The sequence below is a fragment of the Candidatus Tumulicola sp. genome, assembly GCA_035601835.1.
Lineage (GTDB): Bacteria > Vulcanimicrobiota > Vulcanimicrobiia > Eremiobacterales > Eremiobacteraceae > DATNNM01.
Genome location: DATNNM010000001.1, coordinates 1 through 18,856, shown reverse-complemented (window position 1 = coordinate 18,856; position 18,856 = coordinate 1). Strand labels below are relative to the sequence as shown.

At 64.2% G+C, this 18,856-nt stretch carries 21 protein-coding genes; 1 reads left to right on the top strand and 20 read right to left on the bottom strand.

What is annotated here, in order from left to right:
- Nucleotides 1-28 precede the first annotated feature (28 nt).
- The 18 genes from atpC to VN934_00020 all read right to left on the bottom strand — a co-directional run bounded on the left by atpC (nucleotide 29) and on the right by VN934_00020 (nucleotide 13,113).
- A complete protein-coding gene (atpC, locus tag VN934_00105) occupies nucleotides 29-442 on the bottom strand; it encodes an ATP synthase F1 subunit epsilon (protein ID HXM17192.1) in 414 nt (137 codons plus the stop codon).
- A gap of 4 nt (nucleotides 443-446) precedes the next feature.
- The gene (gene atpD, locus VN934_00100; protein HXM17191.1) at nucleotides 447-1,862 is read right to left on the bottom strand and encodes a F0F1 ATP synthase subunit beta; all 1,416 of its coding nucleotides are present in this window, start codon (nucleotides 1,860-1,862) and stop codon (nucleotides 447-449) included.
- Between the two features lie 6 nt (nucleotides 1,863-1,868).
- A complete protein-coding gene (atpG, locus tag VN934_00095; protein HXM17190.1) occupies nucleotides 1,869-2,732 on the bottom strand; it encodes an ATP synthase F1 subunit gamma in 864 nt (287 codons plus the stop codon).
- Nucleotide 2,733: 1 nt separating this feature from the next.
- Nucleotides 2,734-4,260 carry a F0F1 ATP synthase subunit alpha gene (gene atpA, locus VN934_00090; GenBank protein HXM17189.1) on the bottom strand — a complete coding sequence of 509 codons (1,527 nt, stop codon included), beginning with the start codon at nucleotides 4,258-4,260 and terminating at the stop codon, nucleotides 2,734-2,736.
- Between the two features lie 7 nt (nucleotides 4,261-4,267).
- Nucleotides 4,268-4,846 carry an ATP synthase F1 subunit delta gene (gene atpH, locus VN934_00085; GenBank protein HXM17188.1) on the bottom strand — a complete coding sequence of 193 codons (579 nt, stop codon included), beginning with the start codon at nucleotides 4,844-4,846 and terminating at the stop codon, nucleotides 4,268-4,270.
- Complete coding sequence (locus tag VN934_00080) at nucleotides 4,839-5,348, bottom strand: hypothetical protein (GenBank protein HXM17187.1); 510 nt, start codon at nucleotides 5,346-5,348, stop codon at nucleotides 4,839-4,841. The genes atpH and VN934_00080 overlap by 8 nt, the downstream gene beginning before the upstream one ends.
- Nucleotides 5,345-5,776: an ATP synthase F0 subunit B gene (locus tag VN934_00075; protein HXM17186.1), complete on the bottom strand. Its 432-nt coding sequence runs from the start codon at nucleotides 5,774-5,776 to the stop codon at nucleotides 5,345-5,347. Before VN934_00075 ends, VN934_00080 begins: the two co-directional genes overlap by 4 nt.
- Before the next feature lie 7 nt (nucleotides 5,777-5,783).
- Nucleotides 5,784-6,068 carry an ATP synthase F0 subunit C gene (atpE, locus tag VN934_00070; GenBank protein ID HXM17185.1) on the bottom strand — a complete coding sequence of 95 codons (285 nt, stop codon included), beginning with the start codon at nucleotides 6,066-6,068 and terminating at the stop codon, nucleotides 5,784-5,786.
- A 17-nt stretch (nucleotides 6,069-6,085) separates the two neighbouring features.
- Complete coding sequence (gene atpB, locus VN934_00065) at nucleotides 6,086-6,817, bottom strand: F0F1 ATP synthase subunit A (protein ID HXM17184.1); 732 nt, start codon at nucleotides 6,815-6,817, stop codon at nucleotides 6,086-6,088.
- 7 nt (nucleotides 6,818-6,824) lie between these two features.
- A complete protein-coding gene (locus VN934_00060) occupies nucleotides 6,825-7,205 on the bottom strand; it encodes a hypothetical protein (protein ID HXM17183.1) in 381 nt (126 codons plus the stop codon).
- A 111-nt stretch (nucleotides 7,206-7,316) separates the two neighbouring features.
- Nucleotides 7,317-7,511, bottom strand: a complete 195-nt coding sequence (locus VN934_00055) for an AtpZ/AtpI family protein (protein ID HXM17182.1) — start codon at nucleotides 7,509-7,511, stop codon at nucleotides 7,317-7,319.
- The gene (gene wecB, locus VN934_00050) at nucleotides 7,508-8,674 is read right to left on the bottom strand and encodes a UDP-N-acetylglucosamine 2-epimerase (non-hydrolyzing) (GenBank protein HXM17181.1); all 1,167 of its coding nucleotides are present in this window, start codon (nucleotides 8,672-8,674) and stop codon (nucleotides 7,508-7,510) included. Before wecB ends, VN934_00055 begins: the two co-directional genes overlap by 4 nt.
- Nucleotides 8,674-9,702 carry an MraY family glycosyltransferase gene (locus VN934_00045; protein ID HXM17180.1) on the bottom strand — a complete coding sequence of 343 codons (1,029 nt, stop codon included), beginning with the start codon at nucleotides 9,700-9,702 and terminating at the stop codon, nucleotides 8,674-8,676. Before VN934_00045 ends, wecB begins: the two co-directional genes overlap by 1 nt.
- A complete protein-coding gene (locus VN934_00040; protein ID HXM17179.1) occupies nucleotides 9,699-10,172 on the bottom strand; it encodes a cytidine/deoxycytidylate deaminase family protein in 474 nt (157 codons plus the stop codon). The genes VN934_00045 and VN934_00040 overlap by 4 nt, the downstream gene beginning before the upstream one ends.
- Nucleotides 10,169-10,876 (bottom strand): uracil phosphoribosyltransferase, encoded by a 708-nt coding sequence (gene upp / locus VN934_00035; protein ID HXM17178.1) that lies wholly within the window; start codon nucleotides 10,874-10,876, stop codon nucleotides 10,169-10,171. Before upp ends, VN934_00040 begins: the two co-directional genes overlap by 4 nt.
- Nucleotides 10,873-12,126, bottom strand: coding sequence for a serine hydroxymethyltransferase (gene glyA / locus VN934_00030; GenBank protein ID HXM17177.1), 1,254 nt, complete (start codon nucleotides 12,124-12,126; stop codon nucleotides 10,873-10,875). Before glyA ends, upp begins: the two co-directional genes overlap by 4 nt.
- A gap of 1 nt (nucleotide 12,127) precedes the next feature.
- A complete protein-coding gene (gene rpiB / locus VN934_00025; GenBank protein ID HXM17176.1) occupies nucleotides 12,128-12,598 on the bottom strand; it encodes a ribose 5-phosphate isomerase B in 471 nt (156 codons plus the stop codon).
- A gap of 23 nt (nucleotides 12,599-12,621) precedes the next feature.
- Nucleotides 12,622-13,113: a hypothetical protein gene (locus tag VN934_00020; protein ID HXM17175.1), complete on the bottom strand. Its 492-nt coding sequence runs from the start codon at nucleotides 13,111-13,113 to the stop codon at nucleotides 12,622-12,624.
- Nucleotides 13,114-13,152: 39 nt separating this feature from the next.
- On the opposite strand from VN934_00020, the gene VN934_00015 reads away from it, so the two are divergent.
- Nucleotides 13,153-13,878, top strand: coding sequence for a TIM barrel protein (locus VN934_00015; GenBank protein ID HXM17174.1), 726 nt, complete (start codon nucleotides 13,153-13,155; stop codon nucleotides 13,876-13,878).
- Here VN934_00015 and VN934_00010 read toward each other — a convergent pair.
- Nucleotides 13,875-16,247 carry an OmpA family protein gene (locus VN934_00010; GenBank protein ID HXM17173.1) on the bottom strand — a complete coding sequence of 791 codons (2,373 nt, stop codon included), beginning with the start codon at nucleotides 16,245-16,247 and terminating at the stop codon, nucleotides 13,875-13,877. The two genes, VN934_00015 and VN934_00010, sit on opposite strands and share 4 nt — an antisense overlap.
- A 104-nt stretch (nucleotides 16,248-16,351) precedes the next feature.
- Nucleotides 16,352-18,760 carry an OmpA family protein gene (locus tag VN934_00005; GenBank protein ID HXM17172.1) on the bottom strand — a complete coding sequence of 803 codons (2,409 nt, stop codon included), beginning with the start codon at nucleotides 18,758-18,760 and terminating at the stop codon, nucleotides 16,352-16,354.
- Between the last annotated feature and the right edge of the window lie 96 nt (nucleotides 18,761-18,856).

Sequence of the window (18,856 nt, the reverse complement as noted above, 5' to 3'; positions counted from 1 at the left end):
CTTCTGCGCCTGCGACCTGTCCGCCCGCTTACGCGCTGACGGGTCGATGCGTGACGTCGAGACGGGCCTGCGCCCAGGCTTTGGCTTGGCGCTCGTCCGTTTCGTCGCCGCCTTTTTTCAAAGCCAGCGCCTCCTCGGCGCGCTTGAGGTCCGAGCGCGCGGCTTCGACATCCACCTCTTGGGCGGTCAGCGCGGTCTCGGTGAGCACGATCACGCGATCCTTCACGACCTGCATGAAGCCGCCGTCGACCGCGAACTCGATGCGCCCCGCTTCGACGGCGTTGGCTTTGACGACGCCGGCGCGCAGCGAGGTCAGCAATGGCGCGTGGTTGGCCAGCACGCCCAGGTCGCCGGCCGCGCCCGGCGCGATGACGATCTCGACGTCGCCGTCGAATTTGATCGAGGCGGGCGTGACGAGCGAGAGATGGGTCAGAGCCGGCATCGGCTTAGGCGGCTGACTTCATCTTGTCGGCGTTGGCCTTCGCCTCGTCGATGTTGCCGCACATGTAGAACGCCTGCTCCGGCAGATCGTCGAGTTTTCCTTCGACGAGTTCCTTGAAGCCCGCGATCGTCTCCTTGAGCGGCACGTACTTGCCGGAGCGGCCCGTGAAGGCTTCGGCCACGAAGAACGGCTGGCTCAAGAAACGCTGGATGCGGCGCGCGCGGCGCACCGCGACTTTGTCTTCCTCCGACAGTTCCTCGACACCGAGGATCGCGATGATGTCCTGCAGATCTTTGTTGCGCTGCAAGATCTCTTGCACGCGGCGCGCGACTTGGTAGTGCTCGTCGCCGACGAAGCGCGGTTCGAGGATGCGCGAGTTCGAGGCCAGCGGATCGACGGCCGGGTAGATGCCTTTGTCCGAAATCGAGCGCGACAACACCGTGGTGGCGTCGAGGTGGGAGAATGTCGTCGCTACGGCCGGGTCGGTCAGGTCGTCGGCGGGCACGTACACCGCCTGCACCGACGTGATCGAACCCTTGCGTGTGGAGGTGATGCGCTCTTCGAGCGCGCCCATTTCCGAGGCGAGCGTCGGCTGATAGCCCACCGCCGACGGCATCCGCCCCAGCAACGCCGAAACTTCCGAGCCGGCCTGCATGAAGCGGAAGATGTTGTCGATGAACAGCAGCACGTCTTTGCCCTGCTCGTCGCGGAAATACTCCGCCATCGTCACGCCCGCAAGTCCGACGCGCAGCCGCACCCCAGGTGGCTCGTCCATCTGGCCGAAGACGAGCGTCGTCTTGTCGATGACGCCGGAATGTTTCATCTCCATCCACAAATCGTTGCCTTCGCGCGTGCGTTCACCGATGCCGGTGAAGACGGAGAAGCCGCCGTGCTCGGCTGCGATGTTGCGGATGAGTTCCTGGATCAAGACGGTCTTGCCGACGCCCGCGCCGCCGAACAGACCCACTTTGCCGCCGCGCACGTACGGCGCCATGAGATCGATGACTTTGATGCCGGTTTCGAACATGATCGTGGTCGGGTCTTGCTCGTCGACTTTGGGAGCCGGTCTATGGATCGGATAGCGCGCCGCCGCTTTCACCGGCGCGGCGGAGTCGATCGTGTTGCCCAGCACGTTGAAAATGCGCCCGAGCGTGCCTTCACCCACCGGCACCGTGATCGGCTGGCCTGTGTCGCGCACGTCCTGACCGCGCACCAGCCCTTCGGTGCCGCCCATGGCGAGGCAGCGCACCTGATTGTTGCCGAGCTCGCTTTGCACTTCGAGAGTGAGCTCGTGCTGTTTGCCGTCGGCGCCGGCCAGGTCGACCAGCAGCGCGGTATAGATGTTCGGCAATGTCTCGGCGCTGAACGAGACGTCGACCACGTTGCCTAACACTTGAGTGACTTTTCCGGTGCCTGCCATGCTCGCTTAGCCTTTCAGAGCCTCGGCGCCGCCGACGATCTCCAATATCTCTTTGGTGATCGCCGCTTGGCGCGTGTTGTTCATGACGAGCGTCAGCTCGTCGATAATCTTGCCGGCGTTGTCGGTGGCGTTGGTCATGGCGATCAATCGCGCGGCGAACTCGGACGCTTGCGTCTCCAGCAGCGCCTGGTAGAGCGTGAACTCGAGGTACTTCGGCAGGAGCGCTGCCAGCACGTGCTTCGGATCGGGTTCGAACTCGAACGCGTTGCGCGGCCCCTGCTGTTCCGCCGCCGTGTCGTCGGCAGCAGGCGGTGCGATGGGCAACAACTGCAGGGAGGTAGGCCGCTGCACCATCGTCGATACGAAGCGGCTCGACACGAGGGTCACGAGATCCACCTCGCCCGCGAGGAAGTCGTCGGAGATCTTGGCGGCCAGTTCGCGCGCGAGTTCGGGAAACGGCTTGCTTTGCAGCGGCCAGAACGCCGCCTTGGGTTGCGGCTGGCGCCGCAGCTGCACTTCGCCCTTGGTGCCGACAAGGTACAGGCGCGTTTGCGCTGCTTGCGCCTCCGCGAGCGCAGCCCGCACCAGATTCGAATTGAACGCACCGCACAAGCCCTTGTCGGCGGTCAGGAGCACCACGCCGCGAATCGAAACGTCGCGAGGCAGCAGCAGCGGATGGTCGCGGCCCGCGCCGGCCCGCGCAAGCTCGCCGAGCATGCGGCCCATCGCGTCCGCGTACGGTCGCGCGCTGCGCATGGCGAGTTCGGCGCGGCGGATGCGCGCGCCGGCCACCATCTTCATGGCGCGCGTGATCTGCTGCGTGCTCTTCAGCGACTTGACGCGGTCGCGGATCTGACGGAGTGTCGGCATCTTACTTCGCGGCTACGACCGCTGATTTTGCGAAGCGTTGCTTGAACTCGGGCATCGCTTTGTCGATCGTCGCTTTCACGTCGTCGCCCAGCTCTTTGCTCTCGGCGATCGTCTTGGCGACCTCCGGATGCGCGGTCTGCAAGAACTCGAAGAACTCGCGATGGAACTGGCTGAGGCGTTCGGTGGGCACGTCTGCCAAGAAGTCGCGCACCGCGATGTAGATCTGGATGACCTGTTTTTCGAGCGGCAGCGGTTCGAACTGCGGCTGCTTGAGCGTTTCCGTGATCTTCTCGCCGCGCGTCAACTGCGCTTGGGTCGCCTTGTCGAGATCGGACGCGAATTTGGAGAAGGCCGCAAGATCGCGATACTGCGACAGCTCGAGGCGCAACTGACCCGCGACCGCCTTCATGGCTTTGGTCTGCGCGTTGCCGCCCACGCGTGACACGGACAGTCCCACGTCGACCGCCGGGCGTATGCCGTTGAAGAACAGTCCGGTCTCCAGATAGATCTGCCCGTCCGTGATGGAGATCAGGTTGGTCGGGATGTAGGCCGAGACGTCGCCTTGCTGCGTCTCGATCACCGGCAGCGCGGTGAGCGAGCCGGCGCCGAGTTCGTCCGAGAGTTTGGCCGCGCGCTCCAGCAGGCGCGAGTGGAGGTAGAAGATGTCGCCCGGATACGCCTCGCGGCCCGGTGGCCGGCGCAACACCAGCGAGATCTCGCGATACGCTTGCGCGTGCTTGGAAAGATCGTCGTAGATGATGAGCACGTCTTTGCCCGCGTACATCAGCTCCTGGCCCATGGCGCAGCCTGAGTACGGGGCGATGTAGCGCATGCTCGCCGGATCCGAGGCGTTGGCGGCGACGATGGTCGTGTACTCCATGGCGCCGTTGTCGGTGAGAAGCTTGTGGATCTGCGCGACCGTCGACGCCTTTTGCCCGATGGCGACGTAGATGCAGATGACGTTTTGGCCTTTTTGATTGAGGATCGTGTCGAGCGCGATCGCGGTTTTGCCGGTTTGGCGGTCGCCGATGATGAGCTCGCGCTGGCCGCGCCCGATGGGGATGAGCCCGTCGATCGATTTGATGCCCGTTTGCAGCGGCTGGTGCACCGGCTGGCGCTGCACGACGCCCGGCGCCTGCGTTTCGATCGGGCGCGTTTTTGCGGCGTTGACCGGACCTTTGTCATCGAGCGGCTGGCCCAGCGGATCGAGCAGACGCCCGACGATCGCGTCGCCGACGGGCACCGAGACGATCTTGCGCGTGCGGCGCACGGTGGCGCCTTCCTTGATCTCCACGTCGGATCCCAAGATGATGACGCCGACGTTGTCTTCCTCGAGGTTGAAGGCGATGCCGTAAAGCCCATTGGGGAACTGCACCAGCTCGTTCAGGCCGACGGCGCTCAGCCCATAGACGCGCGCCACGGAGTCGCCGACCTCGATGACGGTGCCGACCTCGTCCTCGCGCGTCTCGGTGTGCGCAGCCTTGATCTGCTGCTTGAGTATTCCGGCGATTTCGTCGGCGTTGATCATGCCTAGTCTATGCCTTTCCGTTGGGCGACAGCGGCGCCTGGAGGTCTTCGACCGCCAGCAGGTGGCGGCGCAATTCTTCGAGCTTGCCCGAAACGCTCGCGTCGGTGTAGCGGTCGCCGACTTTCACGACCGCGCCGCCCAAGAGCTCGGGCACGACCTTGGGCTGCGGGATGATCGTGCGCCCGTGGATCTGGGAAAGCCGCTTGGCCAGCAAGTCGAGCTCTCGCTTCGACAGCGGTTTGGCGGTCGCGATATCCGCCGCTTGGCGGCCCGCTTCGCGTTCGCGCAGCTCCTGCATCTGGCGCGCGATGATGTCGAGCAAAGTCTCGCGGCGTTTCCTGACCAGCAGCAGGACGAAGTTCAGCGCCAGTTCGCTCACCTTGCGCTCGAGCGTGCGACGGAGGATGCCTTGCTTCACTTCCCGGTCCACGACGGGCGAGGCGAAGAACGATGCGAGTGCGGCGTCCTTGTGGATCGCCGCCACCACCGCGTCGAGCTGCTCCACCGTCTCGGTCAATTCGCCTTGCTCGTTGGCGAGCGAGAAAAGCGCTGCCGAGTAGCGTGCGGCGATGCTTTCTTTAAGCACGGCGCGCGCTCTCCAACTCGTTCGTGAAGCGCTCGATCAGCGCACGCTGCTGCGCGTCGGACAATTCGTTCTTGGCGATGTCGTGCGCCGCAGCGTGCGCGCGTTGCACCGTTTCTTCGAGCAGCTCGCGGCGCACACGGTAGCGCTCGCGGTCGAGCTCGCCTTGGGCGTGTGCGACGATGCGCGCCGCATATTCTTCGGCGCCCGTGCGTTCGTCCACGAGGAGGCGCTGCGCTTGGGCGCGCGCGAGCTCGAGCATGCGCACGCAATCCAGCTTGGCCTTTTCCACCGCTTGTTTGGCGTCTTCCACGCTTTTCTCGGCGCGGTCGCGATAGATCAGCGCTTCCTCAACCGCGCGATTCTGCGCTTCCTGATGCGCGACGAGCGCTCCCTTGATCCAGCGGTTGTAGACGTAGACGAGGCCCGCGACAAAGATCACGAAATCGATGAGCTTGGCCACGAAGATCGGATCGAAGCCGCTGAACTCGAATACCCCGTTCACGCCGCGTCTCCGTTCACGGCCTTCGCCACCATGCTTCTCGCCAATTCTTGAACGAAGGGCCCTTGCGCGGCCACAGCCGTGGCGCGCTCGCTCGCGACCGTCGCGTGTGCGAGTTGGACGATGGCGCTGCCTTCTTCGACGGCCTTGTTCTCGATCGCCCTGACCTCCGTGGAAGCTTGCGATGAGGCGCCGCGCATGATCTCGTCGGTCGCGCGTCGCCCTTCTGCGTAGATCGCTTCCGCTTCCGCTTGCAGCGCGCCGGCTTGCGCCAGGTATTCGTCGCCTTTGGCGTAGAGCTCCGCGATATGGCGCTGCCGCCCCGCGATGGCACGCTGTGTCGGACCGATGAACAAGAAATTCAACAGCGTCCAGAACACGAGGAAGTTCAGGATTTGAAGGAGGAAGGTGCCGTCGAGGCTCAGCAGCATCGCGCCGTCACGGTCCGAGAAGGGGTTTGAGAGCCTTCATGATCCCAAGACCGCCGCCGCCGATGAGCAAGAAGAACGCGAGAGCGATCGCGATGATCGGGAACGACTCAAGGATGCCGAAGCCGAGGAAGTAGAAGAAAAAGATGTTCGGCCGGGCTTCCGGCTGGCGCGCGATGGACTCGACGGCTTTGCTCCCGATGATGCCGTCGCCGATAGCCGAGCCGAAAGCAGCGAAGCCCACCATGAGGGCGAAGCTCAAAATGACCGAAGCGGTGAGGATTGCGTTTTCCACGTCCGTGTGCTCCCTTCTTAGTGTTCCGTTGACTCTTGTGTCGGAGTGATGAGGTACGCGATGGTCAAGAGTGAGAAGACCACCGCCTGGATGAGGCCGACCAGCAAGTTGAAGATGTAGACGACTACCGGCAGGCCGTTGGCGACCGCCGAGATGAGACCGAGATGCGCGCCGATGACCACGGCGATGACGAGCAGCAACACCTCGCCCGCGAAGATGTTGCCGAACAGCCGCATGGCGAGCGTCACAGGTCTCGCGAGTTCGTCGATGATGTTGATCGGCAGCATCAAGACGCCGAGAACCCACGGTTTGATGATCAGATGCTTGTAGTAGCCGAGCCCATGATTGCGGATGCCGATGAGCTGGATGAGCAGGATCGTGGTGACGGCCAGCGCGGCCGTGGTGTTCAAGTCGGCGGTCGGAGACTTGCCGATGAAGGGGAACAAGCCGATCTCGTTCATCAACAGGATGAAGATGAACAGCGATATGACGAACGGGACGTAGGGCGCGCCGTTTTTGCCCAGGATGCCGGTCGCCAGGTCGCTGGCGAAGCTGACGATCAACTCCATAACGCTGTAGCGCTTGGAAACGACGGTGATGGGATGCGCAGCGGCAAGAGCGCCGACGGCGACGAGCGCGATCGCCATGACGAGCCATGTGATCACGACCGTGTCGGCATGCACCGTGTTGAACGGCGCAGGCAGAAACGGCACGTGCCACAGAGGGTGCTCGCCGACGCCTTGCTGCATGCTTTCTTTATCCTAGCGGAACTTCGCGCGGGCGTTTGCCCGTTTTCGCGCAGTCCGCATTGATTTGTTGGCTATAGGTCAGAAGACTCATGGCGAGCGGTGCGACAAATCCGGCAAGGTACGTGAAATAGCCGAGCCAGCCATGCCGCCCGACGATGAAGAAAGGCGCCGCGCCCGCAAGCAGCACGCGGACCAGCGACTCGATCGTGAGGAACGGCAGATAGAATTTGCCGCCTTTCATCAGCCGGTTGAAGCTTCCAGCGATGTGGAAAAGATAGGCCAAGCCGATAAGGCAGCCGGCCAGCAGGGCTAGGGCCGCTACCCATTCTCGAACCACGAACAGCACGGCGAGGCCGCCAGCCGTCAAAATGAGGCTGCGTATTGCCACCGCTGCCCAAAATTGGCGGAAGCCTTCCATAGGAACGACGGCTTTTCGCGCGCGCGGAAGGAGCGTCCTGTCTTGAGGAACTCCGGGGCTAAAGCCCCGGCACTACATTACCTAGCGGGCGAGTTGGCGGAACATCGAGACCATGCCCGCGACGAAGCCGGCCACGATGCCGACCGGCACGGCCCACGGCGCGTGCAAGAACTTGTTCGCCAGCAACCCAAGCGCGAAACCGACGATGATCGTGCCGACCACGGTGAACCCCGCGCCGCTCAGACGCGACAACGCGAGCGGCTCGCTCGGTTTCATCGCACCGCTTTCGGCAGCGTCGGGGGCCTTGACGGATCGAATTCGTCGGGCATCGGAGCGTTGCGATGGAACGCCCACAACGCGTCTGCGACGCGGCGTGCGGCTTGACCATCGCCGTACGGATTTGAAGCGCGCGCCATGCGCTCGTACGCTGCCGGGTCGTCGAGCAACTCGTTGAGCGCGTCGGCGATGACCTTCTCATCGGTGCCGACCAAGCGAAGGGTCCCCGCCGCCAATCCCTCAGGCCGCTCGGTGACGCGGCGCAGCACGATCACGGGCTTGCCTAGACACGGCGCCTCTTCTTGCAATCCGCCTGAATCGGTGGCGACAAGCGTCGCGCGGCTGATCGCGCCGACGAGTTTTCGATAGCTGAGCGGTGCCACCAAGTGCACGCGAGGCCGGTTTTGCAGCAGGCGGCGCGCGGTCTCGACCACCGCAGGGTTGGGATGCACCGGCCAAATGAGCGAGAGATCCCCGTGCCGCTCCACGACCGAGCCGAGCGCGCGGCAGACGGCTTCGAGCGGTTCGCCGAAGTTCTCGCGGCGGTGCGCCTCCACGAACAACAGCCGCTTGGTAGCGACCTCAGGCACGTCGTCCGGCCCGATGCGTTCGTGCACCCACAAAAAGGCGTCGATCACCGTGTTGCCGGTGACCACGATGCTGTTGGGAGCCTTGCCCTCGCGGAGCAGGTTGGCGCGCGCGGTGGGCGTGGGCGCGAAGTGGTGCGTCGCGATCACGCCGGTCAGGCGCCGGTTCATCTCCTCGGGAAAGGGCTCGTAGATGGTGTCGGTGCGCAGGCCTGCCTCGACGTGGCCGACCGGGATCTTCCTATAATATGCGGCGAGGGCCGCGGCGGTCGAGGTCGTCGTGTCCCCGTGCACGAGCACCTCGTCGGGACGGACGTCTGCGAGCACCGCATCGAGGCGCTCCAAGACGCGGGTCGTCACATCGGTGAGCGATTGGCCCTCGCTCATCACCTCCAGATCGTGTTCGGGCCTGATGCCGAAGAGCCCAAGCACTTCGTCGAGCATCTCGCGGTGCTGCGCCGAGGCGACCGTCACGCACGTGAAACGCGAGTCGGCGGAGAGCGCGTGCACGACCGGCGCCATCTTGACGGCGTCGGGCCGCGTGCCGAACACGACGGCGACGCGCAGGGGGCACATCAAAAGGTGCGCGATCCCCCAAACCGCGAGAGCGCGATGGCCGCGGCGCCGAGCAGGCCGCCGACGGCGTAGAACAGCATGACCGCCTGACGTTGCGACAGCCCGAGATCGAGCAAGCGGTGATGCATGTGCTCGCGGTCCGCGGCGAACACGGGCGTGCGGTTGCGGATCCGGCGAACGATGACGCTTGCGGTGTCGAGGATCGGCAGGGCCAGCACGAGCAGCGGCACGGCCAGCGAAATGGCGACCGCTTCCTTCTCGGTGCCCATCACCCCGATGCTGGCCAGCACGAAGCCGATGAAGAGCGCGCCGCTGTCGCCCATGAAGATGCGCGCCGGATTGTAGTTATAAGGTAAGAAGCCGAGCGCGGACCCGGCCAGCGTCGAGGCGATGATCGCCACCAGATACTGTCCGTGCATGATCGATACGATCGCGAGGCTGACGCAGGCGATCGCGGCGTAACCTGCCACGAGGCCGTCCAGCCCGTCCAGGAAGTTTATGGCGTTGACCATGCCGAGGTACCAGAACAACGAGAAGGGGATGCCGAACCACGCGAGATCGACTGGACCGATGAACGGGATCTTCAAATGATAGATCGTGAAGCCGTACAGCACGGTTGCGATGAGCGCCACGACGAACTGCGCTGCGAATTTGCGTTGCGGGCTCATATGCATGATGTCATCCCACAACCCGACTCCCATCATGAGCGTTCCGCCGAAGAGCAAGCCGATGATGTGCGCGAGGTCGCGGTCGCTCAAGAAACGCACGATCACGAGGTTGTTGTTCAGCGCGATATTGAGGATGACGAACAGCGACAACATGAAACTCAGGTAGATGGCGATGCCGCCGAGGCGCGGCGTGGGTTCGACATGGACGCGCCGGTCGCCGTCGGGCTGATCGAAGGCGCCGACCTTGAAGGCCATGCGACGCACGAGCGGCGTGAACAGCAGGCAGACGATGAGCGCCACGGCAAACGTCGCGCCGCACATGACGTAGATATTGAAGTCGAAGTGCGCGAACTGGATCACGCCGTGCTCCCGCCCATGCGCTCGACTTTCACCCCGGCCTCGAACAACATCTGAGCGGCGAGTTCGTCCGGATAGGCGTCCTCATACACGATACGCACGAGCCCTGCATTGATGGCGAGTTTCGCGCACGTCAGACAGGGGCTATCGGTGCAATACATCGAGCCGCCGGCGATCGGGATGCCGTAGCGTGCGGCCTGGACGATCGCGTTTTGCTCGGCATGAGTGGAGCGGGTGCAATGGCCGTTGCGCATGTCGCCGCCGTCGGAGTGGTCGCAGTGGCGCATGCCGACCGGCGCGCCGTTGTAGCCGGTCGCCAGAATGCGTTTGTCTTTGACGATGACCGCGCCGACGGAGCGGCGCGAGCAGGTCGCGCGCGTGGCGACTGCGCGGGTGATGGCGATGAAGTATTCGTCCCATGAAGGCCGATCGGCGTCCGCGGACCCGGGCTTTTGGGCCAAAACTTCTTTCATCGCGCGCGCGTCTGCGGAACTCGTCCGGCGCCGCGGCCGAAAAGGCGATCGCCGGCGTCGCCCAAACCCGGAATGATGTACCCGTGGCTGTTCAGATGCTTGTCCAGGGCGCACGAGAACATCTTGAGGCTCGGGTGCGCCGCACAGACGCGTGACACGCCTTCGGGCGCTGCGATCAATGCGATGAGACGCAGGTCCTCGATCGCTGCACCGCGTTCGACCAGCAGGTTGACGGCCGCCACCGCCGACGCACCGGTCGCGAGCATGGGGTCGAGCACGAAAGCGCGGCGCCCGCGAAGATCGTCAGGCAGGTTCAAATAGTACGGCACGGCCTCCAGCGTATCGGGATCTCGATACACGCCGATATGGGCGACGTGCGCTTGTGGCATCAGCGCATGGAACCCCGGCACGAGTCCGAGACCGGCGCGCAGGATCGGCACGAGCAGGGGGACGCGCGTCAATTTTTGGGCAGGGCACCAGTCCAGCGGCGTGGCCACCGTCGTCTCGGTCGTCTCGAGGTCGGCGGTCGCCGGAAACGCCACGAGCGTGGCGAGCTCGGTGCAGAGCTCCCGGAATTCTTTGTCGGGAGTCGCAGCGTCGCGCAGCCGGCCTAGCTTATCCTGTACGAGCGGGTGCTCGACGAGCGTGAGGTTCGCAAAAGCATGTGGTGTGCCGGATTTCAGTCCGGCCTCAGCATGCGTCACGGCACACCGAACTGGCTGGTCAAGGCGAACGTGCGATTGCGCAGCGCGTCCACTCGCGCGCGGGCCCCGATATCGTCCATCGCCGCGCCGATGATGTCCGCGATCTCGCGCATCTCGGTCTCTTTCATCCCGCGCGTGGTGATCGCCGGCGTGCCGATGCGCACGCCGCTGGCTACTGCGGGCGGATTCTTGTCGAATGGGATCGTGTTCTTGTTGACGGTGATCCCGATCGCATCGAGATACGTCTCGACGTCCTTGCCGGTATGCCCGCGCACCGAGACGTCCACCAGCATCAGATGATTGTCGGTGCCGCCGCTGACGATGCGCAGCCCGTGCGCCACGAGCCCGCTCGCCAGGGCTTGTGCGTTGGCGACGACCTGGCGCGCGTAGACCGCGAACTCGGGCCGCGACGCCTCGGCGAACGCCACCGCTTTGGCAGCGATGATGTGCATCAGCGGGCCGCCCTGAATGCCGGGGAAGATCGTCTTGCTGATGCCTTTGCCGCGCTCGACATCGCACATGATCACGCCGCCGCGCGGCCCGCGCAGCGTCTTGTGGGTCGTCGTCGTGACGTAATCCGCCACGCCGACCGGCGACGGGTGGATCCCTACCGCCACCAAGCCTGCGACGTGGGCGATGTCCGCCAACAACACCGCGCCGACCTCGTGCGCGATGTCGGCGAACGCCTTCCAATCAGGAATGCGCGAGTACGCGCTCCATCCGGTGACGACCATCTTCGGCTTATGCTCTCGCGCGAGCGCGCGGATCTCGTCATAGTCGAACTGCTCGGTCTTGGCGTTGACCCCGTAGGTCATCGCGCGATACAGCTTGCCGCTGAAACTGACCTTGCTGCCATGGGTGAGATGGCCGCCGTGGTCGAGCGCGGCTCCGAGGATCGTGTCGCCGGGCGAAAACGCGGCGAAATACACGCCCATGTTGGCTTGCGCGCCCGAATGCGGCTGCACGTTGGCATACTCCGCTCCGAACAGCTTTTTGACGCGCTCGATGGCCAGCGTTTCGGCGATGTCCACGAACTCGCATCCGCCGTAGTAGCGCCGGCCGGGGTAGCCTTCGGCGTACTTGTTGGTCATCACGGAGCCGGCGGCTTCGCGCACCGCCGCGCTCACGTAGTTCTCCGACGCGATCAGCTCGAGATTGCGGCGCTGGCGTTCTTCCTCTTTGAGTATGGCTTGATAGATCTCGGGGTCGGTGGCGGCTAGGGCCGTCTGCTCGAGCAGTCGCGCGTTCATGCTATACCCGCTCCTTGCCCGCCGGTTCGTAGTCGTTGATCTCGCCGACGCGGCGCGCGTGCCGCCCGCCTTCCGCTTCCGCGTGCAGCCAGACGTCGAGGCATTCTTCGACCATCTCCCAGCCGGTCAGCCGTTCGCCGAAGCAGATGATGTTCGCGTCGTTGTGCTGGCGCGAAAGGCGCGCTGAATACGGCTCGCTGATCGGCACGGCGCGCACGCCCTTGACCTTGTTGGCGGCGATGGCGATGCCCAAACTCGAACCGCACACCAAGACGCCGCGCTCGAACTCGCCGCCGGCGACGGCTTCGCCTACCTTGAAACCGACGAGCGGATAGTCGACCGGGTCCGTTGAGTAGGTGCCGAAATCAACGACTTCGTGACCTAAAGCGCGCAGACGCTCCGCTATTTTGGTCTTGTAAAGGAAGCCGGCGTGATCGCAGCCCACGGCGATGCGAAAGACTTTTTTGGACATGATCCTACGTTGCGTCCGTTCCGCTAACGCGAGGGCGCGCCCTTTGCCGCGCTGTGGCGCTCGCGCACGGCGGCCATCAGCGCCGGCATGCCCTCTTCGATGAGCGCGCGCACGCGCCGGTACTCGCTGGAATTTCGCCCCCACGGGTCCGGGATGTCGCCGAGCGACGTGATGTCTCCAAAGGAGGCGATGCGATCCCGCCGTTCCGGAACCAAGCGCTGCAGCCAGTCGCGTTGCGCTGCGGTCGCCGCGACCACGAAGATCGCGCCCTCGATCATTTCAGGCGTGACTTGGCGCGCGCGGTGGGCGCCGATGTCCAAACCCAGCTCCGCGATGCACGCGAGCGCGCCAGGTTCGGCTGGATCGCCGATGAGTGCGGACGTCCCCGCGCTCGCCACTTCGATATCGAGTCCAACGCGTTGCGCTGCGTCGGCGGCCAGCGCCGTGGCGATCGGGCTTCGGCAAATGTTGCCTTGGCACACGAAGAGCACGAGCGGTCTTTCGGTCTTTGCCATGAGGGGCTCATTTCGCCCGCTCGAAGGGCGTGCACCTACATGCCGCAGAACGCCGGGCAGGTCATGCAGGTTTCGTGCAGTTCGCGTCCATTCGCTCAAGCCTTTCGCGACGGCTCCATGACGCAGCTCGAGTGGATCGACCTGTGCGCCGGCGATCTGCCACTGGACGGGATCGAGCCGTGCGTTTCCCACTTCCCTCGCACTGACGTCGAATATCTCGCTCAGATCAAAAAGCTCTGCGTGGACCGCGCTCTGACGGTCGCCGGTGCCCAGTCCGAAGTCGCGTTCGGGGCGAACGTCGACTCCGACGTCGAGCAAATCAAAGAAGCGCTCGACGTCGCACTCGCCATCGGCGCACCGCTGGTCCGCTTTTCATGCGGCGCTGCTTCCGGGTCTCCCGGCATCGCGTGGCGCGAGCTCATCCGCGGTTTGAAGCACGCGAGCGGCCACGCAAAACTGCGCAATGTCACGCTCGCGCTCGAGCCGACCGGCGGCATGCTCGTCGCGACGCCGGAAGACTGCAAGCGCGCGCTCAAAGAATGCGATTCAGCGTGGTTGCGCTGCGCATTGCCGCTGGGCGCGCTCGCCGCCTCGCCCGGTGAGTGGGCGCCGCTCCTGACCGAAACCGTCCTGCTCGTCGCTTATCTCAACGGCACGCCGCCGCGGGCGCCGGCCGGAGCCCGCGGTTTCGTCACGATTGACGGCGCGAATGGCACGGCTGATGCCTCGGCCGTTCGCGAATTCGTGGCGGCGCTGCAGGCTTAGCGGCGGACCAGCTCCACGCGGCGGTTTTCGGCGCGACCCGCTTCGGTGGCGTTAGACGCCTTTGGGTGGGTGAAGCCGTAACCCGCCGAGGACAGCCGAGCCGCCGCTATGGCATAGCGTGTCACCAAGATACTCCTCACCGCTTCGGCGCGCCGCTTCGAAAGATCGAGATTGTAGGCGGCGCCGCCGACGTTGTCGGTGTGACCCTCGATCGTCAGCTTCCAATCCGCATGCTGTTTGAGTATGTCGGCGATGTCGCGGATGACCGGCTGCGATTCTTTGCGCACCGTCGCGCTGTTGAAATCGAAATGGATGCCGTAGATGGCGATACGCTTGCTCTTCTCGAGCGCGCGCTCGATCTTTTTGGGCGGTGGGTTGGCCACGGTCAGCGTGATGGTCGCTTGCGCCGACTGCCCCTTCGCGTCGATGCCCTTGACCAAAAAAGAGTACGAGCCCGGTCGCGCGTCCGCCGGAACGTCGATCGAGAATGTCAGCGGCTTGGTGTCCCCCTTGAGCTCGACCTGGCTTTTCGAAAGCGTTGTGACCCACGGCGCCTCGGCCGGCGCTTTGGCGACGAGACTGACCGAGCCGGCGTAGCCCTGATTGGCGAGCACCATGAGATCGAATTTCTGCCGAGACGCTGTGCCCGACGCGAGCTGCCTGTTCGTCGATGGCGAGACCAAGAAACTGCTCGAAACCGGCTGCGTGCAGGGCGGGTTGTAAGGCACGGGGTGCGAGAGCTCCAATTTGACGAGCTTCCGGTAGTCGGGAACGCGCCAGTCGTCGACGTCGAATCCATTGTAGATGAGAAGGCCGCGACCGTACGGAGCGAACATCTCCATGAAGCCGTTCACGCCGTTCGAGTTCGTGCCGAATAGATGTCCGCACCAGTGGGAATCCTGCGAAATGACGGTATTCGCGTCGCCCAGCTGATTCCATTGATGTTTCGCATAGGCGCTCGCGTCGATGAAATGCGCACGGTCGCCGCGGTCGCCGCTGCCGAGTTCGCTCGATTCCACGAGGACGAGGTTATTGCCGTGGTTGCCTTTTGCCCCGGGGTTGTTCGTCGTGAACGGGTACGGCATGAAAGCGTAGCCCGATTGCGTACAGCTGTCGGCGTCGCGGATGATGAGTTTGTGCCCGGAGGCGACGAACTCGAGCAGCGCGGATGCTTGGGCTTTCGCGAAGATCGTGCTCCCGTCGCACACGTTGAGCAGGATGACGCTGTCCATCCCCGCTAGTTGCGATGGCTCGAAGAGTCCTACATATTGCGGAATGAAACGAAAGCCAGGGTACGTCTCGGGATCATCGTAGGGCGAAAACGTGGTCGGATCGCCGCCCGGAGCCAGCACCAGCACCGGCTTGCCGTGGCCTTTGGGAGGCGCTGGCGGGTTGCACTTCACGGCGTCGCTGAGGCGCAGCGCCATGTATCCGCTCCCTGCGAGCACGTTGCCTTCGACGTTCAGCGTTCCGGGTCCGAAGGTCATGCGCTCGCCGATGGATTGCCAAAGCACAGTTGCGCCGTCCTGGGTGAGGGCTTGCGTGCCCGAGTAGCCGATCCCGCTTGTGCCAAGGTCGATGCACTCGAGCGCCCGGAACTCGTTCCCGAGCGCGATGACCTTGAGCAGCGAGTGCGAGTCTTTAAAGGCCTTCCAATCGAAGCTTTGCGGCAGCCTGCCCGGCAGTTTCCACATCGCATCGGTCGCCTTCGGCATCTTCGTCCACTGATCGAGCAGCCATGTACCAGCCATCGGCTTCGCCGGCGCGATCGCGTCGAGCACGCCATGCGCCTCGAATTGGTGGAGCGTCGTGCCTGTTGTGCCGCGCTGCTCAAACGAGACTCGCAGCCAACGCGCGTGCGCCGGCGGCTCGACTGGGAAGGTCGTGACGTTGCCCGTGGAATCGATCGTGAACGTGCCGATGTCGCTGTAGCCCGTATCGGCGCCGCTCAACGAACCTTCGACCCTCACCTTCTGCGGGTCGGTCGCCGGTGTGCTGGAAGGCGAAAGGACGAATTGTCCGACGCTCGCCGGCGCCGCCAGCTCGAAGACAAAGATCAGAGTGCCGGTCGCGCCCGGTGCCGACTGCCATTGCTCGTCGTTGAGCAGCGCTGCGGGCGAGTTGTCGGCGGCTGTTGGAGGCCATGCGCGCACGATCGCGCTCTGCGCGAGCAGGTTGGGCACGGGCGTCGGAGTTGGGGTCGGCGAAGGCGTCACGCTTTCAGCCGGCTGCGGCGACTCGCTGGCGCCTTCTCCCGGCGTGGTGGTCGCCGCGACTGTGGCGCTCGGCGTCGCTTGCACTGCTGCCTGCTGCTTCGCGCAGCCGACGATTAGAATCGCCGCAAATACCACCAGAAGCGCCTTTTGCATCGAATCCTTTCCGGGGCTAAAGCCCCGGCACTACATCCGAGCTTCGCTCGGAACGCTACATAACTACATCCGAGCTTCGATCGGAACCCTACATGCCAGCGTGGTTATTGCCGCACGAGTTCGACGCGGCGGTTCAGCGCGCGGCCGGCGTCTGTATTGTTCGTCGCGACCGGGCGTGTCGCGCCGTATCCCGCAGTGGCAAGCCGCGCCGTTGGAATACGATACTGCGCCACCAGTATCGCCTTGACCGCGGCGGCGCGCCGTTTCGACAGGTCGAGATTGTAGGCGTTGCCGCCGACGTTGTCGGTATGACCCTCGATCGTGAGCTTCCATTCCGGGTGATGCGTTAGCGCGTCAGCGATCTCGTGGATCACCGGTCCGGACTCCGGTCGGACCGTGGCGCTGTTGAAGTCGAAGTGGATGCCGTAGATGCGGATGCGCTTGCTCTTGGTCAAAGCGCTCTCGAGCGCCGGCTTGCTGACGAGCAGCACGATGGTCGCGTGCGCGGCTTGATTCTTCGCATCCGTGCCGGTGACGGTGAACATGTAACGGCCGGCTTTGACCTTCGCCGGAACGTCGAGCGACAACACAAACGGCTTGGTATCGCCCTTGAGCTCGACCTCAGTCTTTGAAAGCGCGGTGTGCCACGGCGCATCCGGCGGGGCTGCCGCCGCCAGCGTCACCGTACCCGCATAGCCCTGGTTGGCCAGAACCTCGAGCGGGAACTTCAGCGTCTTGGCAGCGCCGGGCATGAGCTTTTGCTCGACAGACGGCGACACGAGAAATCCGCTGGTGACCAGCTGCGTGCATTTGAAGTCGTATGGAACTTTCTGCTGCAGCTCGAGGCGCACCAATTTTTGGTACTCCGGGACTGAGTTGTCGTCGCGATCGAATCCGTCGTAGATGATCATTCCGCGCCCATACGTCGCGAACATGTGCATGAATCCATTGACGTTGAGCGCGTTCGTTCCGAAGAAGTGTCCGCACCAATGCGGATCCTGCGACGTCACGGTGTTGGCGTCGCCGAGTTGATTGTACAAGCTTTTCGCATACGCGGTCGCGTCGATGAAGTGGGCCGGATCGGTCTTGTCGCTGCCCAGGGTGCTCGACTCGACGAGGATCAGATTCTTGCCGTGCTCTCCGCGCGCGCCCGGGTTTGAGGTCGTAAACGGATACGGCAAGAACGAGTAGCCGGTCTTCGTGCACGCGTCCGAGTCTTGGATGATGAGCTTATGCCCTGCCGCGATAAAATCGTTGAACGAGGCCGATTGCCACTTCGCAAATTCGCTCTCGGCACCGCACACGTCGATCAGGGCGACGGTATCGATGCCGGCCAGTTCCGAGGCTTGGAAGAGCGCGGCGTATCCGGGGATGTAGCGAAAGCCGTTGTAGAGCGGATCGTCGCGCGACGCGAACTCATAAGGCAAGTATTGCCCGGCGTCGGCGTTGGGCGTCAGCACGAGCACTTTCTTGCCGTGTCCGTACGGCTTGCTGGGCGGATTGCAGTTGTTGGCGTCGCTGATGCGCATGGCGATATAGTTGCTGCGGCCGCCGCCGACGAGCACGTTGCCTTCAGGATAGAGAATGCCGGGATTCCGCTCGGTGCGGACGCCGATCGGCACCCACGTGATGTGTGGCCCGTCCTGCGTGGCGCCGATCTCCTCGTAGAAACCGCCCCTTTCGTCACACTCGATACCGCGAAGCTCCGAACCCTTTTGGATGATCTTCCACAAGTAGTGCTGAGCGTTGTTCTTTTTCCAATCGGGTGAGTCCGTGAGCTTGCCGGAGGCAAACATGGGATCGTCGGTGCTCTCCGGATTCCAGAACAGCAACCACGTGCCGGCAAGCGGCTTGTTCGCCAGGTTTGCGTCCGGCGTGCCGTACACCGCGAGTTCTGAGAGGTCTGCTGCCTGTTCGCCGCTCGGCGGCTGGATGGTCGCGCGCAGCCAGCGGGCTTTGGCTCCCGGCGCGATCGACTGCGCCTCCGGCTGGCTATCGGCTTTGATTTGGAACGTGCCGAGGTCGCTGTAGCCGGAGTCTCCTGCGGTGCTCGATCCCTCGAGGTGCAGCGATTCGGTGTTGGGCTCTTGAGGGCTTGGGGGCGGCGTTCCCGATCGCCGGGTCAACTCGATGCGCTCGATGCTCGTCGGCACCGGAAACTCGAACACGAAGGTGAACGGTCCAGATGCGCCGGCGCGCGATTTCCACTCCCAACCCTGCCCGGCGAGGAATCCCGCGGGAGCGTTATCCTTTTCGGTGGGCGGCCACGCGCGCATGATCGCGCCCTGCTCGAACGTGAGCATATTCGGGCTTGGGGTCGGCGTCGGCGAAGGTGTCTCGCTTCCGACGGCTTGCGGCGACGCCGTTTGCGCAGCTGCAGGCGTCATGGTTGGGGCCGCAGCCGCAGTAGGCGTCGCGCTTGATGTCGCCTGCACCGCCTGCTGCTGCTTGGCGCACGCGGCAAGCGCGAGCGCGACGACCAGAGCGGCACAGGCTCTACGCGCTGCAGGCAACGCCTTTAGCCACCCCCACAAACGCCACCGCTACAACCGCCGCTGTAGCCGCCGCAGCCGCCACCACCACCGCCGCCCTCACCGCCGCCGTGCCCG

What these genes read in the sequence shown, in the direction of transcription:
- atpC (HXM17192.1), bottom strand. Translation starts at nt 442, where the DNA reads ATGCCGGCTCTGACCCATCTCTCGCTCGTCACGCCCGCCTCGATCAAA.
- glyA (HXM17177.1), bottom strand. Translation starts at nt 12,126, where the DNA reads ATGAACGCGCGACTGCTCGAGCAGACGGCCCTAGCCGCCACCGACCCC.
- VN934_00010 (HXM17173.1), bottom strand. Translation starts at nt 16,247, where the DNA reads ATGCAAAAGGCGCTTCTGGTGGTATTTGCGGCGATTCTAATCGTCGGC.
- atpG (HXM17190.1), bottom strand. Translation starts at nt 2,732, where the DNA reads ATGCCGACACTCCGTCAGATCCGCGACCGCGTCAAGTCGCTGAAGAGC.
- VN934_00015 (HXM17174.1), top strand. Translation starts at nt 13,153, where the DNA reads ATGCCGCAGAACGCCGGGCAGGTCATGCAGGTTTCGTGCAGTTCGCGT.
- VN934_00075 (HXM17186.1), bottom strand. Translation starts at nt 5,776, where the DNA reads ATGCTGCTGAGCCTCGACGGCACCTTCCTCCTTCAAATCCTGAACTTC.
- VN934_00040 (HXM17179.1), bottom strand. Translation starts at nt 10,172, where the DNA reads ATGAAAGAAGTTTTGGCCCAAAAGCCCGGGTCCGCGGACGCCGATCGG.
- wecB (HXM17181.1), bottom strand. Translation starts at nt 8,674, where the DNA reads ATGTGCCCCCTGCGCGTCGCCGTCGTGTTCGGCACGCGGCCCGACGCC.
- atpB (HXM17184.1), bottom strand. Translation starts at nt 6,817, where the DNA reads ATGCAGCAAGGCGTCGGCGAGCACCCTCTGTGGCACGTGCCGTTTCTG.
- VN934_00020 (HXM17175.1), bottom strand. Translation starts at nt 13,113, where the DNA reads ATGGCAAAGACCGAAAGACCGCTCGTGCTCTTCGTGTGCCAAGGCAAC.
- atpD (HXM17191.1), bottom strand. Translation starts at nt 1,862, where the DNA reads ATGGCAGGCACCGGAAAAGTCACTCAAGTGTTAGGCAACGTGGTCGAC.
- rpiB (HXM17176.1), bottom strand. Translation starts at nt 12,598, where the DNA reads ATGTCCAAAAAAGTCTTTCGCATCGCCGTGGGCTGCGATCACGCCGGC.
- VN934_00055 (HXM17182.1), bottom strand. Translation starts at nt 7,511, where the DNA reads ATGAAACCGAGCGAGCCGCTCGCGTTGTCGCGTCTGAGCGGCGCGGGG.
- atpA (HXM17189.1), bottom strand. Translation starts at nt 4,260, where the DNA reads ATGATCAACGCCGACGAAATCGCCGGAATACTCAAGCAGCAGATCAAG.